This is a genomic window from Pseudonocardia sp. Ae505_Ps2 (assembly GCF_001932425.1).
In the GTDB taxonomy this organism is placed as follows: domain Bacteria; phylum Actinomycetota; class Actinomycetes; order Mycobacteriales; family Pseudonocardiaceae; genus Pseudonocardia.
The window spans coordinates 3,334,186-3,352,410 of the sequence record NZ_MCIP01000001.1 but is presented as its reverse complement, the minus strand read 5'-3'; the positions used below and the strand labels follow the sequence as shown (position 1 = coordinate 3,352,410).

Below are 18,225 nucleotides of genomic sequence, written 5' to 3'. Positions count from 1 at the left end.
CCGGTCGTGAGCACGACGCGGGAGTGGGCGCCGTCGGGGACGAGGTGGGCGGTGCGCGGCCGGCGCAGGGTCGCCGCGGCGGCGAGGACGGCGGCGGCCGCGTGGCCGAGGTCGAGCAGCAGCACCGGCAGCGAGCGGGGGCCGTAGCGCCACACGGTCCGCTCGGGGACGAGGTCGAGGACGACATCGGCGTGAGCCCCCGGCTCGGCGCGGTCCGGTTCGGTCCGGTCGGGTGCGGCACGACCCGGGGCAGCACGGTCCGGGGTCGCGGGTCCGCCGTCGAGGGCGTGCGCGAGCGGGTCGTGGACACGGCCGCCGACCCGGGCGTCGACGGGGTAGCGGCCGCCCGCCGAGGGCACCCGGCGCAGCCGCACCCCGCCGACGACCCGGTCGGGGTCGGCGGCGAGCGACAGCGCGAGCAGCGCGCCGGTGCCGTCACCGTCGCGGGCCAGGGGCACCGGCCGGGTCGCGGTGGCCGCCTCGGCGGGCCGGGTGGTGTGGTCGGTGGGGCCCGGGTCGGCACCGGACCAGGCGAGCCGGAACGCCGCGGCGGTGTCCTGGGTCGGCGCCGTCACAGGAACGGCGGCGGGCAGTGCACCAGCCCGTCGGGCCCGGTGGCCGGGTCGAGGTCGAGGCCGTGGGCGCGGGCGGTGTCGCGCCAGCGGGGCAGCCCCCAGTACCGGAACGCGGCGGGTGCGTTCGGGACGAGCCCGGTGGCGCAGGTGCGGACCACCCGCCACGGGGTCTCGGCGACGTCGGGCGTGGTGAGGTCGACACGGGCGATGCGGTGGCCGTCGGCGAGCAGCGCCGAGGTCAGCGACGCGAGGTCCCCGGCGGGGCCGGTGCGCAGCGGACCGTGGGTCGCGGGCGCGGTGAACCGGGGCAGGTGCTCCTCCTGGACGCGGGGGTCGAGCCAGACCTGCACCTGGGCGCCGAGGTCGCGAACGGCGGCGTAGCGCTCGCCCGCGTCGTCGCGGTAGTGGCGGTCGGCGCGGTGGTCGAGGTAGAGGCCGCGGGCGAGGACCCCGGCGTCGATCGAGGCGTACACCCAGCCGTCGGGGTCGAGCAGGCCGCGGGTGAAGACCCAGGTGTGCACGGCCTCCAGCACCGCCTTGGTGGCGGCCTCGACGGCGTCGAAGCGGGCGGCGCCGCCCCCGGCGACGATCCCGGTCTGCGGGTCGACGACGACGGCCCCGACCACGGCGGCCGGGTACTCGGTGGGCAGCTCGACGAGGTGGACGTCGAACGCGGCCCCGGCCAGCGCGGCGTCGAGCCCGGGGACCGAGGCCAGGTCGATGCCGTGGGAGGGCAGGCCGAGGTGCCACCAGCGTTCCAGCGCGTCGCGTTCGACGAGCTCGAGCAGGCCGCGGCGGTGGGCGTCGGTGGCGCCGTCGCCGGTGGCGATGCCGGCGTAGTTGAGGTGGTGGAAGCGGGGCTCGTCGCGGCGGGCGCCGCTGTGGTGGTTGAGCAGCGCCCAGGAGGCGGGCAGCCAGGTCGGTTCCCCGTCGGCCTCAGCGCCGGCGATCCAGCGGATCGGCAGGTCGTCGGTGAAGCGCAGGTAGGGGCGTCCGTCCTGCCAGGGCGCGAGCAGCGGCAGTTCCTCGGGCCCCCAGCACCGGTCTCCCGCGGCGCGCAGCTCCGCGGCCGTGGTCAGCGGCAGGTCGCGCGGGACGCGGTTGCCGCAGTAGCGCTCGACCGCCTCGCCGAGCGCGGCGGTGCGGGCGCCGTCGCGGTCGCCGAAGGTGGTGCCGAGGCTGACCCGGTCCGCGGGCCAGGCGCCGAGCCGACGCGCGTCGGACACCTCCGCGGTGACGGCGGTGTAGGCCGCGGGCAGCCCCGGGACGGGGGCGACGTCGACCAGCCGGCGGACGATCCCGCTCAGCGGGTCGACCAGCGCCTCCACCGGCAGTACGGGAACGGTCGGTGCCGTCACAGGGTGACCTCCTCGGGGATGGCGGCCGCGGCGACCTCGTCGCGGCCGGGTCGGACGTGCGGCAGGTCCAGCCGCAGTGCGTGCACGGTGCGGTGGTCGGCGCGCAGTTCCGTCGCGTGCGCCGGGTCCTGCCCGGTGTGCGGGTTGCGGGCGTGCGCGGGCCAGTGGTGCCCGGCGATCTCGACGCGCAGCCGGTCGCCCTCGTCGAGCGCGGCACCGACCGGCGGGGTGGTGACGACGACCTCCCGCGTCGCCGGGCCGCGGTGCCGGTGCACGGCGGTGACCAGGTCGTGGCCGCGCAGCCCGATCCGCACGACCCAGTCGGCGTCGGGGGCGTCGCTGTCACCGGTGACGGTCACGACCAGCGGCCCGGCGAGCGCACCTGCCGGCAGCGGTGGAGTGTGGGCGACGACCCGGTCGCCGGGGTCGGCGTCCGGCCCGGGGTCCGGGGCGGCGGGGAGCGGCGCGCCCGGCGGCCGGGACCGCACGGGCCGCTCCGGGTCGGCGACGAACGCGACCGGGAACCCACCGGGCGGGACGGCGTCGACCGCGAGCGTCGGCCCGTCACCGGCGCGCACCCACCGCCCGCTCTCCCCCACCGCGACGAGTGCACCGCGCCCCCGCGGCGGGTTCCCGACCGCGGCGCGGGCCCAGGCGGCGTAGACCGCGCCGATCCGCCGGCCGGCCAGGACGGCGCCGGGCGCGGAGGCGTCGAGCTCGTGCCCCCACGGCCCGAGGACGAGCCGGGACGGCCCGCCCCAGCGCCGGGCGAGCTCCCGGGTGCGGGCGGCGAACGGGTCCGCGGTGCCCCCGACGGCGAGCAGCGGCATCGCGGCCCGCGCGATCCCGTCCCACAGCCAGGGCGTCTCCTCGGGCGCATCCCACAGCTCGGGCCAGCCGGTCGGGGCCGGCGCCAGCGCCGCGGTGACCGGCAGCGTCGCGGCCGCCGACGGGGCGACGCGCGGAGCACCCGCACCGTGTCCGGGTCCACCGTGTTCGGACCACCAGCCGATCCGGCAGGCCAGCCGGGCGGCGCCGCCGGGTTCGCGGGCGGTCTCCCCGGGCCCGAGCGCGGGGACCGCGGCGAGCACCCCGCACACGTCGGGGTCGGCGAGGGCGCCGGCGACCGCGCAGTGCGCCCCGTAGCTCGCGCCGGCCAGCACGATCCGCCCGTCGCAGCCGGGGATCGCGCGCAGCGCGGCGAGCGCGGCGACGCCGTCGTCGGTCTCGTGGGCGTAGGGCCGGAACTCCCCCGTCGAGCCGCCGCGTCCCCGGACGTCGACGACGAGGCAGCCGAACCCGTGCGCGGCCCAGCCGCGGGCCTCGGGCAGCAGCCGTCCGCGGCCGTAGGGGGTGCGGACGAGTACGGCGGGCCAGGTCGCGGCGGCGGGGCGGACGAGGGTCGCGGCGAGCCGGACCCCGTCCGCGCCGGGCAGGTCGAGCTCGGTCAGGTCGGGCCCGGTCGGGTGGGGCTCGGTCGGGTCGGGCTGGGTCGAGTCGGGCTGGGTCAGGCCGGGCTCGGTCACGGCGCGCTGTCGGGCACCGGCAGCAGTGCGTGGTCGGCGATCGCGGCGGTGTCGAGGTCGACCACCCGCAGACGGCGTCGTGCCGGCAGGGCGGCCGGCACGAGGTCGCCGGTCGCGGGGGTGTCGTGGCCCGCGATCCACGCCCGGATGTCGGCGGCGAGCAGCGCGGCCAGCAGGGCGTGGTCACCGGGGCCGGTCGGGGCGGCGGGGGCGGCGTCCCAGTAGGCGAGCAGGTGCGGGTGCCCGGATCCGGCCGCGGCGAGGCGGCGGGCGCGGACGTCGGCGTGCCCGGCGTCGCCGGGGTGCACGGCGGGGGGTTCGAGGATGCCGTGCCGTCCTTCGACGGCGAGCCGGAACCAGGCGGTCCCGTGCGCGGGCAGGATGTCCAGCGCGGTCCAGGCGGCCGGTGCGGGTCCGTCCGCGACGGCGCACACCGCATCGGTCCCGATACCAGTCTCAGTATCAGTCTCAGTGCCGGTCTCGCCGACGAGCACTGCGGCGAGGGAGTCCAGGTCCCGGCGCCGGACCTGCATCCCCGGCCCGGCGAGCGCGGCGGCGACCGCGTCGGCCAGCGCCCCCCGCCCGGCGACGGTCACGGTGGCGGTCCGCGGCGCCGGGGTCTCGTCCAGGTAGCCGGCCGCGGCGAACGCGCCCCGCTCGGGGTCGAGCCCCGGCGGCGGCACCGGGTCGACGCCGTCGAACCAGCGGGTCAGTGCCTCGACCGTGTCGCGCGGCAGGTCGACCCCGCGCAGCCGGCCGGACGCCTCCCGCAGCGCCGAGCCCCGTCCGGGGACCTCGAAGACGCTCACGCCCGGTCGCAGTCGTTCCACTGGCACTCCCTGGTCCGTCGGTCGGTCACGGCAGACCGCGGGCCCGGCACCGTCACCGGTGCCGGGCCCGCGGCGGGTGTCACTCCTGCTCGGCAGCCTGCTCGGTCGCGAACGGGTTCTCGACGAGGGCGTTGGAGTGGCTCGCGGAGTTGTGCGGCAGGGCGCGCTCGGCCTCGAGCTCGGTGAAGATGTCCTTCATCGTTTTCTCCTCCAGTGGGTGACATCGTCCGGTTCCGGACCGTCACATCCTGGTCACAATCGACATCGATTTTCAACAGTGGCGCATCTCTCGTCGCTACTATTGGAGATGACTCTCGTTTCACACTATGGTTCGCGCAACCCCGACGGAAGGACCTCGTGAGCGAGACGGCCCCGACCGCCCCCGCGCAGGAACGCACCGATCTCCGCCGCTACCTCACCGCCCGCGTCGTCGCGGTCGCCGGGTCGCTGGTCGCGGCGGTCGCGCTCCCCGTGCTCGTCTACCGGCTGACCGGCTCACCCGCCTGGACCGCGGCGATCGCGACCGCGGAGGCGCTGCCCTACCTGCTGTTCGGGCTGTTCGCGGGCGCACTGGCCGACCGGGTCGACCGCAGGCGGCTGATGGTCGGCGTCGACCTGGCGTGCGGGCTGGTGCTGGCGGGGATCCCGCTCGCGTGGTGGGCGGGGGTGCTCACCCCGTGGCAGGTGCTCGGCACGGCGGTCGCGGTGCAGACCGGCTTCGTCTTCTTCGACGCCGCGAACTTCGGCGCCCTGCCCACGCTGGTCGGCCCGGACCGGATCACCGCGGCGTTCTCCACGCTCTACGGCGCGACGACCGTCGTCGAGCTGCTCGTGCCGCCGCTGGCCGGGCTCGCGGTCGCGACACTGGCCCCGGCCGGGCTGCTGTCGGTCACCGCGCTCACCGCGGTCGCCTCCGCGCTGCTGATCCGCTCGATCGCCGGGAGCCTGTCCCCCGGGCCCGGCACCCGCGCACCGACCCGGATCCTCGCCGACGTCCGGGAGGGCCTGGGTCTGTTGTGGGGCAACCCGGTCGTGCGCACCCTGACCCTCGTCGGCACCACCCAGGCCGTCGCGGGCGGCGCCTGGCTCGCGATGACCGTCCCGTGGGCGGACCGGGTGCTCGGCATCCGCGCCGACGGCGACGCCCGGCTCGGCCTGCTGTTCGCCTGCTGGGGCGTCGGCGGGCTGGCTGCGGCCCGGCTGGTCCCACGGCTGTCGGAGCGCTGGGGCGGGGCCCGGCTGGCGCTGGCCGGGCTGCCGGTGTCACTGGCCTGCGCGGTCGCCGTGGTCTCGGCGACGCACTGGGTCCCCGCGCTGCTCGCCGCCACCGCGTTCGGGGCGGCCTACTCGACGGTCGTGCTCAACGCCGTCACCTACCGGCTGCAGGTCACCCCCGAGCACGCCCGCGCCCGGGTCTCGACGACGGCGCGGATGCTGTCCTGGGGCCTCGGCACCCCCGCCGGCGCGGCGCTGGCCGGGGTGGTGGCGACGACGCCGGCCGGCCCGCGCGGTGGGCTGGCGGCCGGGGCCGCGGTGCTGGCCTCCGGGGTCGCGCTGGCCTGGCTCACGCCGCCGCTGCGCCGGGCCGCCCGCGGCTGACCGGACGCCCCCGTCCGGGACACCCCGCCCCGGTGCCGGCAGCGCCGATCCCGACGCGCGCCCGACCGGCGAGATGCACGTTTCCGCCCTCGCAGGGGCGGAAACGTGCACGTCGCTGCACCGGCGACCCGCCCGCCCGGCGGGGTGGGTGGGCCGTCAGGCGCTGACGGGCCGGGCCGGGGTGGAGTCCAGGTAGCTGCAGGTCAGCCGCCCCTCGTGGGTCGAGACGACCCCGCGCACCCCGAACACCTCGGCCAGCAGCCGCTCGTCGACGACGTCGCCGGGCGGCCCGTCGGCGTGCACCCGCCCGTCGCGCAGCGCGACGATCCGGTCCGCGCACCGCGCGGCCTGGGCCAGGTCGTGCAGCACCGCGACGACGGTCAGTCCGCGCTGCACCTGCAGCTCCCGGACGAGGTCGAGCACCTCCAGCTGGTGACGCACGTCGAGGTAGGTGGTGGGCTCGTCGAGCAGCAGCACCGGGGCGTCCTGGGCCAGGGCGAGCGCGATCCGCACCCGCTGGCGCTCCCCGCCCGACAACAGCTCGACCGGGGTGTCGGCCCACGCCCGGGTGCCGGTGGCCGCCAGCGCGTCGGAGACCGCGGCGTCGGCGCCGCCGCCGAGCATCCCCAGCGGCCCGCGGACCGCGTAGCGGCCCTGGGCGACGAGTGCCCGCACCGTGACCCCGCCCAGCGGCGGCAGTGCCTGCGGGAGCACCGCGACCCGCTTCGCGACCTCCCGGCGCGGGGTCCCGGCCAGCGGCCGGTCGACCAGGTGCACGGAGCCCGCATCGGGCCGGTGCAGCCCGGCGAGCACCCGCAGCAGCGTCGTCTTGCCGCAGCCGTTGCGTCCCACCAGCGACAGCCACTGTCCGCGGTCCACCGCCAGGTCGACGCCGTCGAGCACGGTGCGCCCGTCGAAGCGCACCGTCACCCCCTCGGCCCTGAGCACCGTCACAGCGCACCTCCCACCGTCGTGCGGGACCGTCGGCGGACGATCCCGATGAGCACCACCGCGCCGGCGACCGCCGTCACCGCTCCCGCGGGGACCCCGATCGGCCGGTCACCGACCGGGGCGAGCGCGGTCAGCAGCTGGGCGACGACGTCGGCCGCGGCGACCGTCCCGGCCCCGGCCAGCGCCGCCGCGGGCACCAGCAGCCGCGGATCGGCCGCGCCCCGCGACCCGAGCACCGCGCGGGCCAGGTGCGGGGCGAGCAGCCCGACGAACGCGAGCGCCCCGACCGCCGCGACCGCCCCGCCGGTGGCGAGCACGGCCAGCAGCACCGCGGCCGAGCGCCACCCGGACACCGCGAGGCCGACGCCGCGGGCGTGGTCGTCGTCGACGCCGAGCACGGCGAGCACCGGGCCGAGCAGCACCGCGAGGACCACCGCGGTGAGCGCGACCGGCCACAGCGCGTCCCAGTGCTCCCAGCCGCGGCCGTTGAGCGAGCCGACCAGCCACCGCACCATCGACCCGGCCAGCTGCGGGCGGGCGGTGAGCAGCAGCAACGTCGCCCCGCCGAGCACCGCCGACACCAGTACCCCGACGACGGCGAGCCGCAGCGGGTCCGCGGTGCCGGGCCCGGCGGCGCGGCCGGCGAGCAGCCACAGCACACCGCCGCCGAGGGTCCCGCCGAGCAGCGCCACGACGAGCACGCCCAGCGGGGTGCCGACCTGGCCGCCGAGCACCGTCCCCAGCACCGCGCCGAGCACCGCGCCGGACCCCACCCCGGTCACCTCCGGCGAGGCGAGCGGGTTGCGCAGGACCGCCTGCAGGACCGTCCCGGCGACGCCGAGGCAGGCACCGGCCGCGAGCCCGACCAGCACCCGCGGCATCCGCAGGCCCACGACGAGGTCGGTGGCCAGCGGGTCCGCGGTCCCGGCGAGCGCCGCGAGTGCGGTGCCGGGCCCGACCGCGGTGCCGACCATCAGCCCGGCCAGGGCCGCGGCCGCGGCGGCCGCCCCCAGGAGGGCGAACCGGGACGCGACCGTCGCGACCCGGCCGACCGTCCCCCGCCCGGCCGGCCGGTTCACCGGGCCACCACCGCGCCGGGACGGGCCGCGCGGACGGCCCGCGGACGTCGCCACGCCAGCAGCTGCCCGCCCGCGACGACCGCGACCCCGGCGGTGAACCCGCCCACCGGCAGCTCGACCGGGTACAGCACGGTGCGGGCCAGCAGGTCCGCGACGACGACCACCGCCGCGCCCGCCGCGGCGCAGCCCACCGCCCGCGGCAGCGGCCGGGCCGCCGGGTGCAGTGCCCGCACCAGCTGCGGGGCGAGGAAGCCGACCCAGGCGACCGGCCCGGCCGGGCCGACGACGGCGGCGACGAGCAGGCAGGCCACCCCCAGCACCGCGGCCCGGGCCGCACCGGTGCGCAGCCCGAGTGCCGCGGCGGCGTCGTCGCCGAGCCGCAGCGGCCCCAGCAGCGGCAGCACCGCGACGGCCGCGACGAACGCGACCGCCAGCGCGGGCAGCACCGGGGTCACGGTGGCCCAGGTGGTGCCGGTGAGCGAGCCGAGCAGGTAGCGCACGAGCACGCCCTGCTCGGTGGACCCGGTCATCGCGACCGCGGCGAGCAGCAGCGCCTGCAGCGCCGCGCCAACACCGGCGCCGATGAGCAGCACCGCGGCCGGACCGACGGCGCCGCGGATCGCGAGCAGGGTGAGCCCGCCCCCGACGACGGCCCCGACGACCGCGGGCAGCAGCGGCGCGAAGGGCACCGCGACCCCGGTGACGATCGTGATCGCCACCGCCGCGGCCGCCCCGGAGGAGACCCCGAGCAGCTCGGGGACGGCGAGCGGGTTGCGCAGGCCGTCCTGCAGGAGCAGCCCGGCCAGCCCGAGTGCCGCGCCGGTGAGCACGCCGAGCACGAGCCGCGGCACCCGCAGCTCGGTGACCACGACGTGCTCGACCCCGCCCGCCGCCCCCAGCACGGCCGGGAGCCGGTGCGGTGCGACGGCCGGGGTGCCGGTCCCGAGGACCAGCGCGGCGAGCAGCACCGCCCCGAGCGCGGCGGCGAGCAGGACCAGGAGCCGTCTCACCGGCCGGGGACCACGGCCAGCGACTGCTCGACCATCGCACCGAGGCTGCGGGTGCCGCGCCCGCTGCCCCACAGCCGCGGGTCCATCTCGTGCACCTGGCGTGCCTGCACGGCCGGGACCTGCTGCCAGACCGGGTTGTCGGCGAGCTGGTCGGTGAGGGTGCGGTCGGCGGAGGAGAACAGCAGCGAGAACGCGAACACGACGTCCGGGGCCTGGGCGAGGATCTCCTCGACGCTGTAGGTGCTGGCGGTCTCGACGTCGGCGCCACGCGGGACGAACGGGTAGTCGTAGAGCGTCGCGAGCAGGTTCCCGTTGACGGTGTCGGTGGTGTCGACGCCGATCGTGTCGGCGCTGCCGTACATCAGCAGCACCTTCCGGTCGGCCTGGCCGGTGGCGCGGGCCTGCTCGACGCCGTCGGCCAGGGTGGTGCGGAAGCGCTGCTCTCCGGCGGTGGCCTCGGCGGTGCGGCCGGTCAGCGACCCCAGGTTCCGCAGGTAGCCGACCGACTCCTCCCAGGTGGTGGGCTGCACCAGCCAGAGCGGGGCGAACCGCTCGATCGCCGCGCGCAGTGGCTCGTGCACACCGCCGAGCCCGATCACGAGGTCGGGACGCAGCGCGGCGATGGACTCGACGTCCTCGCTGCCGAAGCTGCCCTTCACCGTCGGGACCTGCGCGGCGCGGTCACCGAGCAGCACGGGGTTCTTCAGCAGGGCCGGGGTGGAGGTGCCGGCCGGGGTGAGGCCCAGCTCGACGACCATGTCGTCGCACAGGCCGGTCAGGCAGACGACGCGCTTCGGCGGGGCCGGCACCGTGACGGTGGTGCCACGGGGGTCGGTCACCGACAGCGCGGGCTCCAGCGGAGCGACGTCGCGGCTGACGGCGGGCCGGTCGGCGGGCGTCTGCGGGGCGGGCGTGGCCGACCCGCCGCAGCCGGCGAGCAGCAGCGCGACCACCGCGACCGGCAGCAGCGCGGCGACGCGGGAGAACCGGGCCGCGGTGGACCGGGCGGATCGGCGCGAGGCGGCGGCTCGGGTCGCGGCGGGCTGGTCGCCCGCACCGGCGGGCACGGGACGGGGGTCCGGGCGGGGGCTCATCGCGCACCGGCCAGGTCGCGTCCGGCCTGCAGGTCGCGCAGCGCGGCGGCGTCGCGGAGCAGGGAGGCGGCGGTGTCGCCGGGGACGAACTCCAGCAGCACCTCGGTGTCGGTGCCGTCCTCGCGGGACTGCGCGGAGAGCTCGGCGAGCACCGGGGCCCACAGGTCGGCGCGGTCGGCGAGTGGCAGCCGCTCGGTGTAGCCGTCGGCCCCCCAGGAGAACGCGTGCACGGTCCGCGGGCGCAGCGCGCGGACCTCGGCCAGGCAGGCGTCGGTGTCGGGCAGCTCGCGCGGCTGCCAGTGGGTCACCAGGGCGGGGTGGTCGACCTCGGCACGCAGCGCCAGCGCGGTGTCGAGCCCGTCGGTGAGGGACTCGACGTGGTGCTCCACGAGCAGCCCCATCCCCTGCTCGGCGACGGCGTCGGCGCAGCGCCGCAGCGCGTCCACCGTGGCGGCGCGCTCGGCGGGCGACACGTCGGCCGAGGCCGCGGTCCCGGCCCAGACCCGTACCCGCGGAGCGCCGAGCTCGGCCGCCGTCGCGACGACGGCGGCGAACGCCTCGGGGTCCGACGCCCCGGCCTTGTGGTAGCTGCCGTAGGTCCCGATCCGCAGCCCGGCGCCCGCGCACGCACCGCGGGCCGCCGACGCCGCGGCCCGGTCACCGGGACGGACGTGCCGGTCCCCGGCCCACTCCACGACCTCGGACCCGGCATCGACCGCCAGGCTCACGACGTCCGGTACGGATCTCTCACGGAAGGTGACCGACGCCAACCCCAGAAGCAGCATGGTCGGTAACCGTAGTCATTGTCGTTTGCGCGATCCAGCGACGTACGTCACCCGGTGTCCGATTTCTCCTAGAGCAGGTCCAGCCCGGCCGCCACGACCGTGTCCGCGTCGAGCCCGTGGTGGGCGTAGACCGAGGCCAGATCGCCGGACTGCCCGAAGCGGTGCACGCCCAGGTGCGTCGCCGGGACCTGGTTGACCCCGGCGAGGAACGCGAGGGTGTGCGGGTGCCCGTCGAGCAGGGTGACCAGCGGCGCGGCCCGGCGCGCGGGGAACGCCGACTCCAGGATCCACGGCTCGGCCTGCGGTCGGGCGGGGCGCCCGGAGCGGGCCTGCAGCGCGTCGAACAGCAGACCCGGGCTCGTCACCACGACGACGTCGACGTCGTGGCCGAGCTCGGCGAGCCGGTCGGCGGCGGCGAGCGCCTCGGTCGTCGGCGCCCCGGCCACCGCGATGGTCAGCGCGGGTGTCCCCGCGGCGCGGCGCAGCGGGTAGGCCCCGGCGACCACCTGGCGGCGGCGCCGCTCGCGCGCGGCCGGGTCGGCCGGGACCGCCGCGAGGCTCTGGTCCACCGGCCGCGTCGACAGGCGCAGGTAGGCGCTGGTGCCGTCCGGGCGACCGAGCCGGGCCAGCGACGCCAGCAGCGTCCACTCGGTGTCGATCGCGAACGCCGGCTCGTAGGTCACGCAGCCGGGCTGCTCCAGCCCGACCGACGGCGTCGTCACCGACTGGTGGGCGCCGCCCTCGGGCGCCAGCGACACCCCGGACGGGGTGCCGACCAGGATCGACTGCCCGCCGGCGTAGATCCCGAACGACCACGGCTCCAACGCGCGCTCGACGAACGGGTCGTAGAGCACCCCGATCGGCAGCACCGGACGGCCCCAGCGCGACCAGGTCGCGCCGAGCTCCCCCAGCGCCCCGACCAGGTTCCCCTCGGCGATCCCCAGCTCCAGGTGCTGACCGGTGGGCCGCTCGCGCCAGTGCAGGATCGTCTCGGGGTCGTCGTCGAACCAGTCCTTGCGCTCCGCGGTGGACCAGACGCCGACCTTGTTCACCCAGCCGCCCAGGTTCGTCGACGACGACACGTCCGGGCACAGCGTCACGACCCGCTTCGCCGCCTCGGGGGCCTCGCGGGTGAGGTCGAGCAGGGCCCGGCCGAGCGCGGCCTGGGTGGTGGCACGCCCGGTCGGGGTGCGCCCGATGTCGGTCGGCAGCGGCGGGACCGGCTGCTCGTCGACCGGGTCGCGGCGCAGCCGCGCCGCCGCGCGCGCCACGGCCTCGCCCGCCGGGGACTCCGGGTCGAAACGCCGCCAGGGGTCCTCGGGGTCGACGCCGACGGCGTCGGCCAGCTCGCGGACCTGGTCGGCGCCCAGGATCGAGCCGTGGTTCTGCGGGTGGCCCGCGGTCGCGAGGCCGTGCCCCTTCACGGTGTAGGCGAGGATCACCGTGGGCCGGGTGTCGTCGATCGCGGCGAACGCGTCGCGCAGCGCGGCGGTGTCGTGCCCGCCGAGGTTGCGCACCGCGGCGAGCAGGGTGTCGTCGTCGAGGTCGGCGACGAGCGAGGCCAGGTCCGCGTGTCCGTCGGGGAGCCGGGTGCGGACCTCGTCGGCGTCGCAGCGCAGCAGGCGCTGGTACTCCGCGTTCTGCATGGTGTCGATCCGGGCGCGCAGCGCGTCGCCGCCGGGCCGGTCGAACAGCTCGTGCAGCAGCCTGCCGTACTTGACGGTGAGGACCTGCCAGCCGGCCGCGGAGAACATGCCCTCGATCCGCGGCGCGCCGATCGCGGGGACGACCCGGTCCAGGGACTGGCGGTTGAGGTCGACGATCCACACCACCTCGCCGAGCTCGCCGACCATCGGGTCGAGGATGGCCTCCCAGACCGCGCCCTCGTCGAGCTCGGCGTCGCCGACCAGGGAGTACTGCCTGCCGTGGCCGGCACCCCCGAAGTGGGTGTCGACGTAGCGGCGGGCCAGCGCACCCCAGATCGGGGCGGTCGCGCCGATCCCCACCGAGCCGGTCGAGTAGTCGACCGGGTCGGGGTCCTTGGACCGCGACGGGTAGGACTGCAGCCCGCCGAACGCGCGCAGCGTGCCCAGGTAGCGCTCGTCGAGCTCGCCGAGCAGGTAGTTGATCGCGTGCAGCACCGGGGACGCGTGCGGCTTGACCGAGACCCGGTCCCCGGCCCGCAGGTGCTCGAACCACAGCGAGGTCATGATCGTCGTCATCGACGCCGACGACGCCTGGTGCCCGCCCACCTTCAGCCCGCTCGGGTCACCGCGCCGGTTGGCCGCGTCGACGATCGCGGTCGCCAGCCACAACACCCGCTTCTCGATCTCGACGAGCGTGTCCGTCGCCACCGCCTGAGTGCCCATCGCACACCACTCCAGCCTCGTCGCCCCATGCAGCCTGCTCCGTCAGCCCACCATCAGCTCGGACGAGTGCACAACCGGGTCGGTGAACACTGAGCAGACTGCACGGTCCGGGCGGGGCTGGATCGGTGCGGGCGCGGCATACTGCGCACCCACGGACACGACGGAGGCACCACGTGACGGGAACGACCGGCGACGGCCGCGCCACGCTCGACGGCCACGACGCCCGGCTGCTGCTGGCCCTGGCGCAGGACCCGCGCGCGACGGTGCTCGCCCTCGCCGAGCAGGTCGGCCTGTCCCGCAACACGGTGCAGGCCCGGCTGGCGAAGCTGGACCGGCTCGGTGCGCTGGACACCTTCGAGCGGCGCGTCGACCCGGCGGCACTGGGCTACCCGCTGACCGCCTTCGTGACGGTGCGGGTGGTGCAGCGCGAGCTCGCCGCCGTCGCCGACGCGCTGGACCGGGTACCGGAGGTGCTGGAGGTGCACGGCATCTCCGGCCCCGAGGACCTGATGGTGCACCTGGTCGCCCGCGACGCCGACGACCTCTACCGGATCGCCGGGCACCTGCTCGCGATCGACGGGGTGGAACGGACCTCGACGTCGCTGGTCATGCGCTCGCTGGTCGGGTTCCGCACCGCGCCGCTGCTGCGCCGCCTCGCCGACGGCGACGCAGCCGCACCCGTCGTTCACCCCGCACCGCTACCGTCACGACGATGAGCGCCCCCGCCTCCCCCGGCTTCGACCAGGACTTCCTCGGCGTCGCGACGCCGATGCCGACGCTCCCCGGGATCGACACGGTCCTGCTCCCCTACACCCACTTCTCGACGCTGCACCGGCCCGACCGGCGGCTGGCCGCGGCCACCGCCGTCGCGATCGACGGGGCGACCCTGCGGCAGCTGGAGCGATCCGACGACTGGCGCCTCGACGACCGGCTGCCCGCTGAGCAGCAGGCCGGCCCCGAGCTCTACGCCGACAACGACCTCGACCGCGGCCACCTGGTGCGCCGCCAGGACCCGGTGTGGGGCGAGCCGGCCGAGGCCGCGACCGCCGAGTCCGACACGTTCCACTACACCAACGCCGCCCCGCAGGCCGCCGCCTTCAACCAGGACAAGCAGACCTGGGGCGGCCTGGAGGACTACCTGCTCGACAACGCGGGCGACAACGACCGCCGGCTGGTGGTGTTCACCGGCCCGGTGCTCGCCGACGACGACCCGGAGTACCGCGGTGTGCTGGTCCCGCGGCTGTTCTGGAAGATCGGCGCCTTCGTCACCGGCGGCGCCCTGGGCACCACCGCCTACCTGCTCGACCAGACGCCCGAGCTCGGTGACCTCGCCGAGCCGCCGGCCGGGGACCCACCGCCGCTGGGCCCCTACCGCACCTTCCAGGTGCCGGTGGCCCGGATCGGCGAGCTCACCGGGCTCGACCTGGGCCCGCTGACCGCCGCGGACCGGATGCCGGTACCCGAGCCGGTGCCCGCCGCGCTGTCGGAGCGGGCGGTCCGGCTGCGGTCGTTCGCCGACATCCGGGGGATCTAGGCTCGCCCGCGTGACCGAGCTGCTCCCCAGCACCCAGCGCACCCTGCTCGCCCGCGTCGCCCGCGCCCAGCGCGACGGCCGCGTCCCCTCGCTCGTCGCCGGGGTGGTCCGCGACGGCGCCCTGGTCTGGCACGCCGGCCGCGGCGCCCTGCCCGACGGTGCCGACGGCCCGGCCGCCGCGGACGACGTCCAGTACCGGATCGGCTCCATCTCCAAGACCGTCTGCGCGGTCACCGTCCTGCGGCTGCGCGACGAGGGCCTGCTCGACCTCGACGACCCGCTGGACCGGCACGTGCCCGGCACCCCGCTCGGCGACCGCACCGTGGGCCAGCTGCTGTCCCACCTCGCCGGCGCCGGCTCGGAGAGCCCCGGCCAGTGGTGGGAGCGCACCCCCGGCGGCACCCTGGACGAGCTGGGCCTCGGCGACGCCGACCGGGTGCTGCCCGCGGCGCGCCGCTTCCACTACTCCAACCTCGGGTTCGGGCTGCTCGGCGAGGTCGTCGCCCGCCTGCGCGGCCGCGCCTGGACCGACGTCGCCCGCGACGAGGTCCTGCTCCCGCTCGGCATGACCCGCACCTCGCCCCGTCCTCAGCAGCCCGCCGCCGCGGGCCGGGCGGTGCACCCGTGGGCCGACCTCGTCCTGGCCGAGCCCGAGCACGACGCCGGGGTGATGGCCGCCGCCGGGCAGCTGTGGTGCACCGCGGCGGACCTGGCCCGGCTCGGCGCGCTGCTGCTCGGCGACACCGGCGGGGTGCTCTCGCCGGCGACGGTCGAGGAGATGACGCTGCCCGCCGGCGTCGACCCGTCGTCGCCGATCTGGGCGGGCTACGGACTGGGCGTGCAGGTCCAGCGGCACGAACGGCCCGGCGGCGGCACGACGACGCTGGTCGGGCACGGCGGCTCCATGCCCGGCTTCCTCGCCGGGCTCTGGGTGGACCGCGAGGAGGGCACCGGCGCGCTGGCGATGGGCAACACCACCTCCGGGATGGACGGCGGGCTGCCCGCCGGGCTGCTGAACGACCTGCGCGTCGCCGAGCCCCGCGTCGTCGAGCCGTGGACCCCGCAGCCCTGCACGGTCGATCCGGAGCTGCTCGGCCCGTGGTTCTGGGGGCCGTCGCCGTACGTGCTGCGCTCGGTCGGCGGCGGTCTGCTGCACCTGGGCGGGCTCGGCAGGCCCGGGCGCGCGTCGCGGTTCCGGCCGGGCCCGGACGGCACCTGGATCGGCCTGGACGGCTACTTCGCCGGGGAGACCCTGCGGATCGCCCGCGACCACCTGTGGCTGGCGACGTTCGTCTTCACCCGCACCCCCTACGACCCGGCCGCGCCGGTCCCGGGCGGCGTCTCGGACGAGGGCTGGACCACGGTCTGACGTCGCCGACGTCGCCGGCCGACATCACGGTTCGGCTCGCACTGCGACACGGGGAGGGCCGAGTACCTACACTTTCGGCACACAAAACGACTTGTGCACCATTTCTGCACGAACGAGAGCGGAGGGGGGATGCGCCCGGCACGCGGGCGTGACCACGTATGACACAGGCCCAATCACCACCGGACGACCGTCCGGGCACGACCGGGGACGGCCGTCCCCGCACCGACTGGATCGTGTTCGGCGTCGGAGCCGCGCTCGCGCTGCTGTTCGTGCTGTGGGGGCTGCTCAGCGCCGACACCCTCGGTGCCACCGCCGAGGCGATGCTCGGCGGGCTGATGCGCGGCGGTGGCTGGGGCTTCATCCTCGCCGCGACCGCCTTCGTCGCCTTCGCACTGTTCCTGGCCTTCAGCCGGTTCGGACGCATCAAGCTCGGCGCCGACGACGAGGAACCCGAGTTCCGCACGGTCTCCTGGATCGCCATGATGTTCTCCGCCGGCATGGGCATCGGACTGATGTTCTTCGGCGTGAACGAGCCGCTGACCTTCTTCCGGTCACCGCCCCCCGGCTCCGCCGAGCCCGGCACCGTCGACGCGCTGCAGACCTCGATGGCGACCTCGCTGTTCCACTGGACGCTGCACCCGTGGGCGATCTACGCCGTCGTCGGCCTCGCCATCGCCTACTCCACCTTCCGCAAGGGCCGCCGGCAGCTCATCAGCCAGGCCTTCGTCCCGCTGATCGGCCGCAAGGCCGCCGAGGGCTCCATCGGCCGGGCCATCGACATCCTCGCGATCTTCGCGACGCTGTTCGGCTCCGCGGCCTCCCTCGGCCTGGGCGCCTTCCAGATCGGCGGCGGCATGCAGACCGTCGGCTGGGTCGACGGCCCGGTGAGCCCCTGGCTGCTCGCCGCGATCATCGTCGTCCTGACCGCCGCGTTCATCCTCTCCGCCGTCTCCGGCGTCGAGAAGGGCATCCAGTGGCTGTCCAACACCAACATGGTGCTGGCGGCGGTGCTCGCGTTCTTCGTGTTCGTCGTCGGCCCGACGGTGATCATCCTCGACCTGATCCCGACCTCGATCGGCGCCTACTTCTCCCAGTTCTTCGAGATGGTCGGGCGCACCGAGGCCGTCGGCGGCGAGCCGATGCTCGAATGGCTCTCCGGCTGGACGATCTTCTACTGGGCGTGGTGGATCTCCTGGACGCCGTTCGTCGGCATGTTCCTGGCCCGGATCTCGCGCGGGCGCACCATCCGCGAGTTCGTCGGCGGGGTCATCCTCGCACCCAGCCTGGTCTCGCTGGTCTGGTTCTGCATCTTCGGCGGCACCGCCATCACCCAGGCCCAGCAGGGCACACAGTTCTCCGACGACTCCAACGTCCAGCTGTTCCAGATGCTGGCCGCCTACCCGTGGGCCACCTTCACCGGCCTGCTCGTCATGGTCCTGGTCGCCATCTTCTTCGTCTCCGGCGCCGACGCCGCGTCGATCGTCATGGGCACCCTGTCCCAGCGCGGCACCATCGAGCCCACCAAGTGGGTCGTGGTCTTCTGGGGCTCGGTCATGGGCGCGGTCGCCGTGCTGATGCTGGTCACCGGCGGGGAGAACGCCCTGGACGGCATCCAGAACCTGACCATCCTGGTCGCGGCACCGTTCGTCGTGATCATGGTGCTGCTGTGCTTCGCGCTGTTCAAGGACCTGCGTCGCGACAAGGTCGTGCTGCGGGACGAGAAGGGCGCACAGGTGCTGGAGCAGGCGGTCGACTGGGCCACCGTCAACCACGGCGAGCACTTCTACGTCAAGGTCGGCGCGTTCGACCCGGACGACGAGAACGCCCCCGGCAGTGGCAACGGCAACGGTGCCGTCGCGACCGGGACCGACGGACCGGACGGATCGACCGGCGACGGGTCGACGCGGGCGACCGCCGAACGGCGCGACAGCCCGGTCGGCGGCGACTGAGCGCCTCTCGTCGCACACGACGGCGGCCGGACCCCCTCCCCGGGGTGTCCGGCCGTCGTCGTCCGTGGCAGGGTCGAGGGCTCACGGTCGCGGGGGCGGCCGGACGATCGGACGGCCCGTGACCGACCGCCCACCGATGGTGAGCGGTCGGGAAGTGACCCGGGCCGACCGCGCTCGTTGGACCTCCTGCGACCACC

General features: G+C 76.4%; 15 protein-coding genes and 1 pseudogene. 5 read left to right on the top strand and 11 right to left on the bottom strand.

What is annotated here, in order from left to right; genetic code table 11:
* The 5 genes and pseudogenes from Ae505Ps2_RS16030 to amiA form a co-directional block, all read right to left on the bottom strand.
* Positions 1-575 (bottom strand): annotated as a pseudogene (locus Ae505Ps2_RS16030) (hypothetical protein); the annotation flags it as partial.
* Positions 572-1,933 (bottom strand): YcaO-like family protein, encoded by a 1,362-nt coding sequence (locus tag Ae505Ps2_RS16025; RefSeq protein ID WP_083748372.1) that lies wholly within the window; start codon positions 1,931-1,933, stop codon positions 572-574. The gene Ae505Ps2_RS16025 and the pseudogene Ae505Ps2_RS16030, both read right to left, overlap by 4 nt.
* Entirely contained in the window at positions 1,930-3,459 is a 1,530-nt protein-coding gene (locus tag Ae505Ps2_RS16020) for a CocE/NonD family hydrolase (RefSeq protein ID WP_075333577.1), read from the bottom strand. The genes Ae505Ps2_RS16025 and Ae505Ps2_RS16020 overlap by 4 nt, the downstream gene beginning before the upstream one ends.
* Positions 3,456-4,268 (bottom strand): hypothetical protein, encoded by an 813-nt coding sequence (locus Ae505Ps2_RS34030; RefSeq protein ID WP_283160282.1) that lies wholly within the window; start codon positions 4,266-4,268, stop codon positions 3,456-3,458. Before Ae505Ps2_RS34030 ends, Ae505Ps2_RS16020 begins: the two co-directional genes overlap by 4 nt.
* A gap of 100 nt (positions 4,269-4,368) precedes the next feature.
* Positions 4,369-4,488, bottom strand: a complete 120-nt coding sequence (amiA, locus tag Ae505Ps2_RS33455; RefSeq protein ID WP_020625778.1) for a streptamidine family RiPP — start codon at positions 4,486-4,488, stop codon at positions 4,369-4,371.
* A 158-nt stretch (positions 4,489-4,646) separates the two neighbouring features.
* Here amiA and Ae505Ps2_RS16010 point away from each other — a divergent pair, with 158 nt between their 5' ends.
* Positions 4,647-5,888, top strand: a complete 1,242-nt coding sequence (locus Ae505Ps2_RS16010) for an MFS transporter (protein ID WP_075307141.1) — start codon at positions 4,647-4,649, stop codon at positions 5,886-5,888.
* Positions 5,889-6,044: 156 nt separating this feature from the next.
* On the opposite strand, the gene Ae505Ps2_RS16005 is transcribed toward Ae505Ps2_RS16010, so the two are convergent.
* The 6 genes from Ae505Ps2_RS16005 to Ae505Ps2_RS15980 form a co-directional block, all read right to left on the bottom strand.
* Positions 6,045-6,842, bottom strand: coding sequence for an ABC transporter ATP-binding protein (locus Ae505Ps2_RS16005; protein WP_020625137.1), 798 nt, complete (start codon positions 6,840-6,842; stop codon positions 6,045-6,047).
* Positions 6,839-7,918, bottom strand: a complete 1,080-nt coding sequence (locus Ae505Ps2_RS16000; RefSeq protein ID WP_075312008.1) for an iron ABC transporter permease — start codon at positions 7,916-7,918, stop codon at positions 6,839-6,841. The genes Ae505Ps2_RS16005 and Ae505Ps2_RS16000 overlap by 4 nt, the downstream gene beginning before the upstream one ends.
* Positions 7,915-8,928, bottom strand: a complete 1,014-nt coding sequence (locus tag Ae505Ps2_RS15995) for an iron chelate uptake ABC transporter family permease subunit (RefSeq protein WP_233147590.1) — start codon at positions 8,926-8,928, stop codon at positions 7,915-7,917. The genes Ae505Ps2_RS16000 and Ae505Ps2_RS15995 overlap by 4 nt, the downstream gene beginning before the upstream one ends.
* On the bottom strand, positions 8,925-10,022 hold the full coding sequence (locus Ae505Ps2_RS15990) for an ABC transporter substrate-binding protein (protein WP_083695792.1): 1,098 nt from the start codon (positions 10,020-10,022) through the stop codon (positions 8,925-8,927). The genes Ae505Ps2_RS15995 and Ae505Ps2_RS15990 overlap by 4 nt, the downstream gene beginning before the upstream one ends.
* Positions 10,019-10,807, bottom strand: coding sequence for a TIM barrel protein (locus Ae505Ps2_RS15985; RefSeq protein WP_075307143.1), 789 nt, complete (start codon positions 10,805-10,807; stop codon positions 10,019-10,021). The genes Ae505Ps2_RS15990 and Ae505Ps2_RS15985 overlap by 4 nt, the downstream gene beginning before the upstream one ends.
* Before the next feature lie 68 nt (positions 10,808-10,875).
* Positions 10,876-13,176 (bottom strand): pyruvate dehydrogenase, encoded by a 2,301-nt coding sequence (locus Ae505Ps2_RS15980; RefSeq protein WP_075307145.1) that lies wholly within the window; start codon positions 13,174-13,176, stop codon positions 10,876-10,878.
* Positions 13,177-13,349: 173 nt separating this feature from the next.
* On the opposite strand from Ae505Ps2_RS15980, the gene Ae505Ps2_RS15975 reads away from it, so the two are divergent.
* From Ae505Ps2_RS15975 to Ae505Ps2_RS15960, 4 genes are all read left to right on the top strand, one after another.
* Entirely contained in the window at positions 13,350-13,892 is a 543-nt protein-coding gene (locus tag Ae505Ps2_RS15975; RefSeq protein WP_020621786.1) for an Lrp/AsnC family transcriptional regulator, read from the top strand.
* Positions 13,889-14,710, top strand: coding sequence for a DNA/RNA non-specific endonuclease (locus Ae505Ps2_RS15970; RefSeq protein ID WP_020621785.1), 822 nt, complete (start codon positions 13,889-13,891; stop codon positions 14,708-14,710). Before Ae505Ps2_RS15975 ends, Ae505Ps2_RS15970 begins: the two co-directional genes overlap by 4 nt.
* A 10-nt stretch (positions 14,711-14,720) precedes the next feature.
* Positions 14,721-16,079, top strand: coding sequence for a serine hydrolase domain-containing protein (locus Ae505Ps2_RS15965; protein ID WP_075553744.1), 1,359 nt, complete (start codon positions 14,721-14,723; stop codon positions 16,077-16,079).
* Between the two features lie 158 nt (positions 16,080-16,237).
* Entirely contained in the window at positions 16,238-18,028 is a 1,791-nt protein-coding gene (locus Ae505Ps2_RS15960; RefSeq protein WP_083695790.1) for a BCCT family transporter, read from the top strand.
* Positions 18,029-18,225: the final 197 nt, after the last annotated feature.

What these genes read in the sequence shown, in the direction of transcription:
- Ae505Ps2_RS15980 (WP_075307145.1), bottom strand. Translation starts at nt 13,176, where the DNA reads ATGGGCACTCAGGCGGTGGCGACGGACACGCTCGTCGAGATCGAGAAG.
- Ae505Ps2_RS15960 (WP_083695790.1), top strand. Translation starts at nt 16,238, where the DNA reads ATGACACAGGCCCAATCACCACCGGACGACCGTCCGGGCACGACCGGG.
- Ae505Ps2_RS15985 (WP_075307143.1), bottom strand. Translation starts at nt 10,807, where the DNA reads ATGCTGCTTCTGGGGTTGGCGTCGGTCACCTTCCGTGAGAGATCCGTA.
- amiA (WP_020625778.1), bottom strand. Translation starts at nt 4,488, where the DNA reads ATGAAGGACATCTTCACCGAGCTCGAGGCCGAGCGCGCCCTGCCGCAC.
- Ae505Ps2_RS15990 (WP_083695792.1), bottom strand. Translation starts at nt 10,022, where the DNA reads ATGAGCCCCCGCCCGGACCCCCGTCCCGTGCCCGCCGGTGCGGGCGAC.
- Ae505Ps2_RS15970 (WP_020621785.1), top strand. Translation starts at nt 13,889, where the DNA reads ATGAGCGCCCCCGCCTCCCCCGGCTTCGACCAGGACTTCCTCGGCGTC.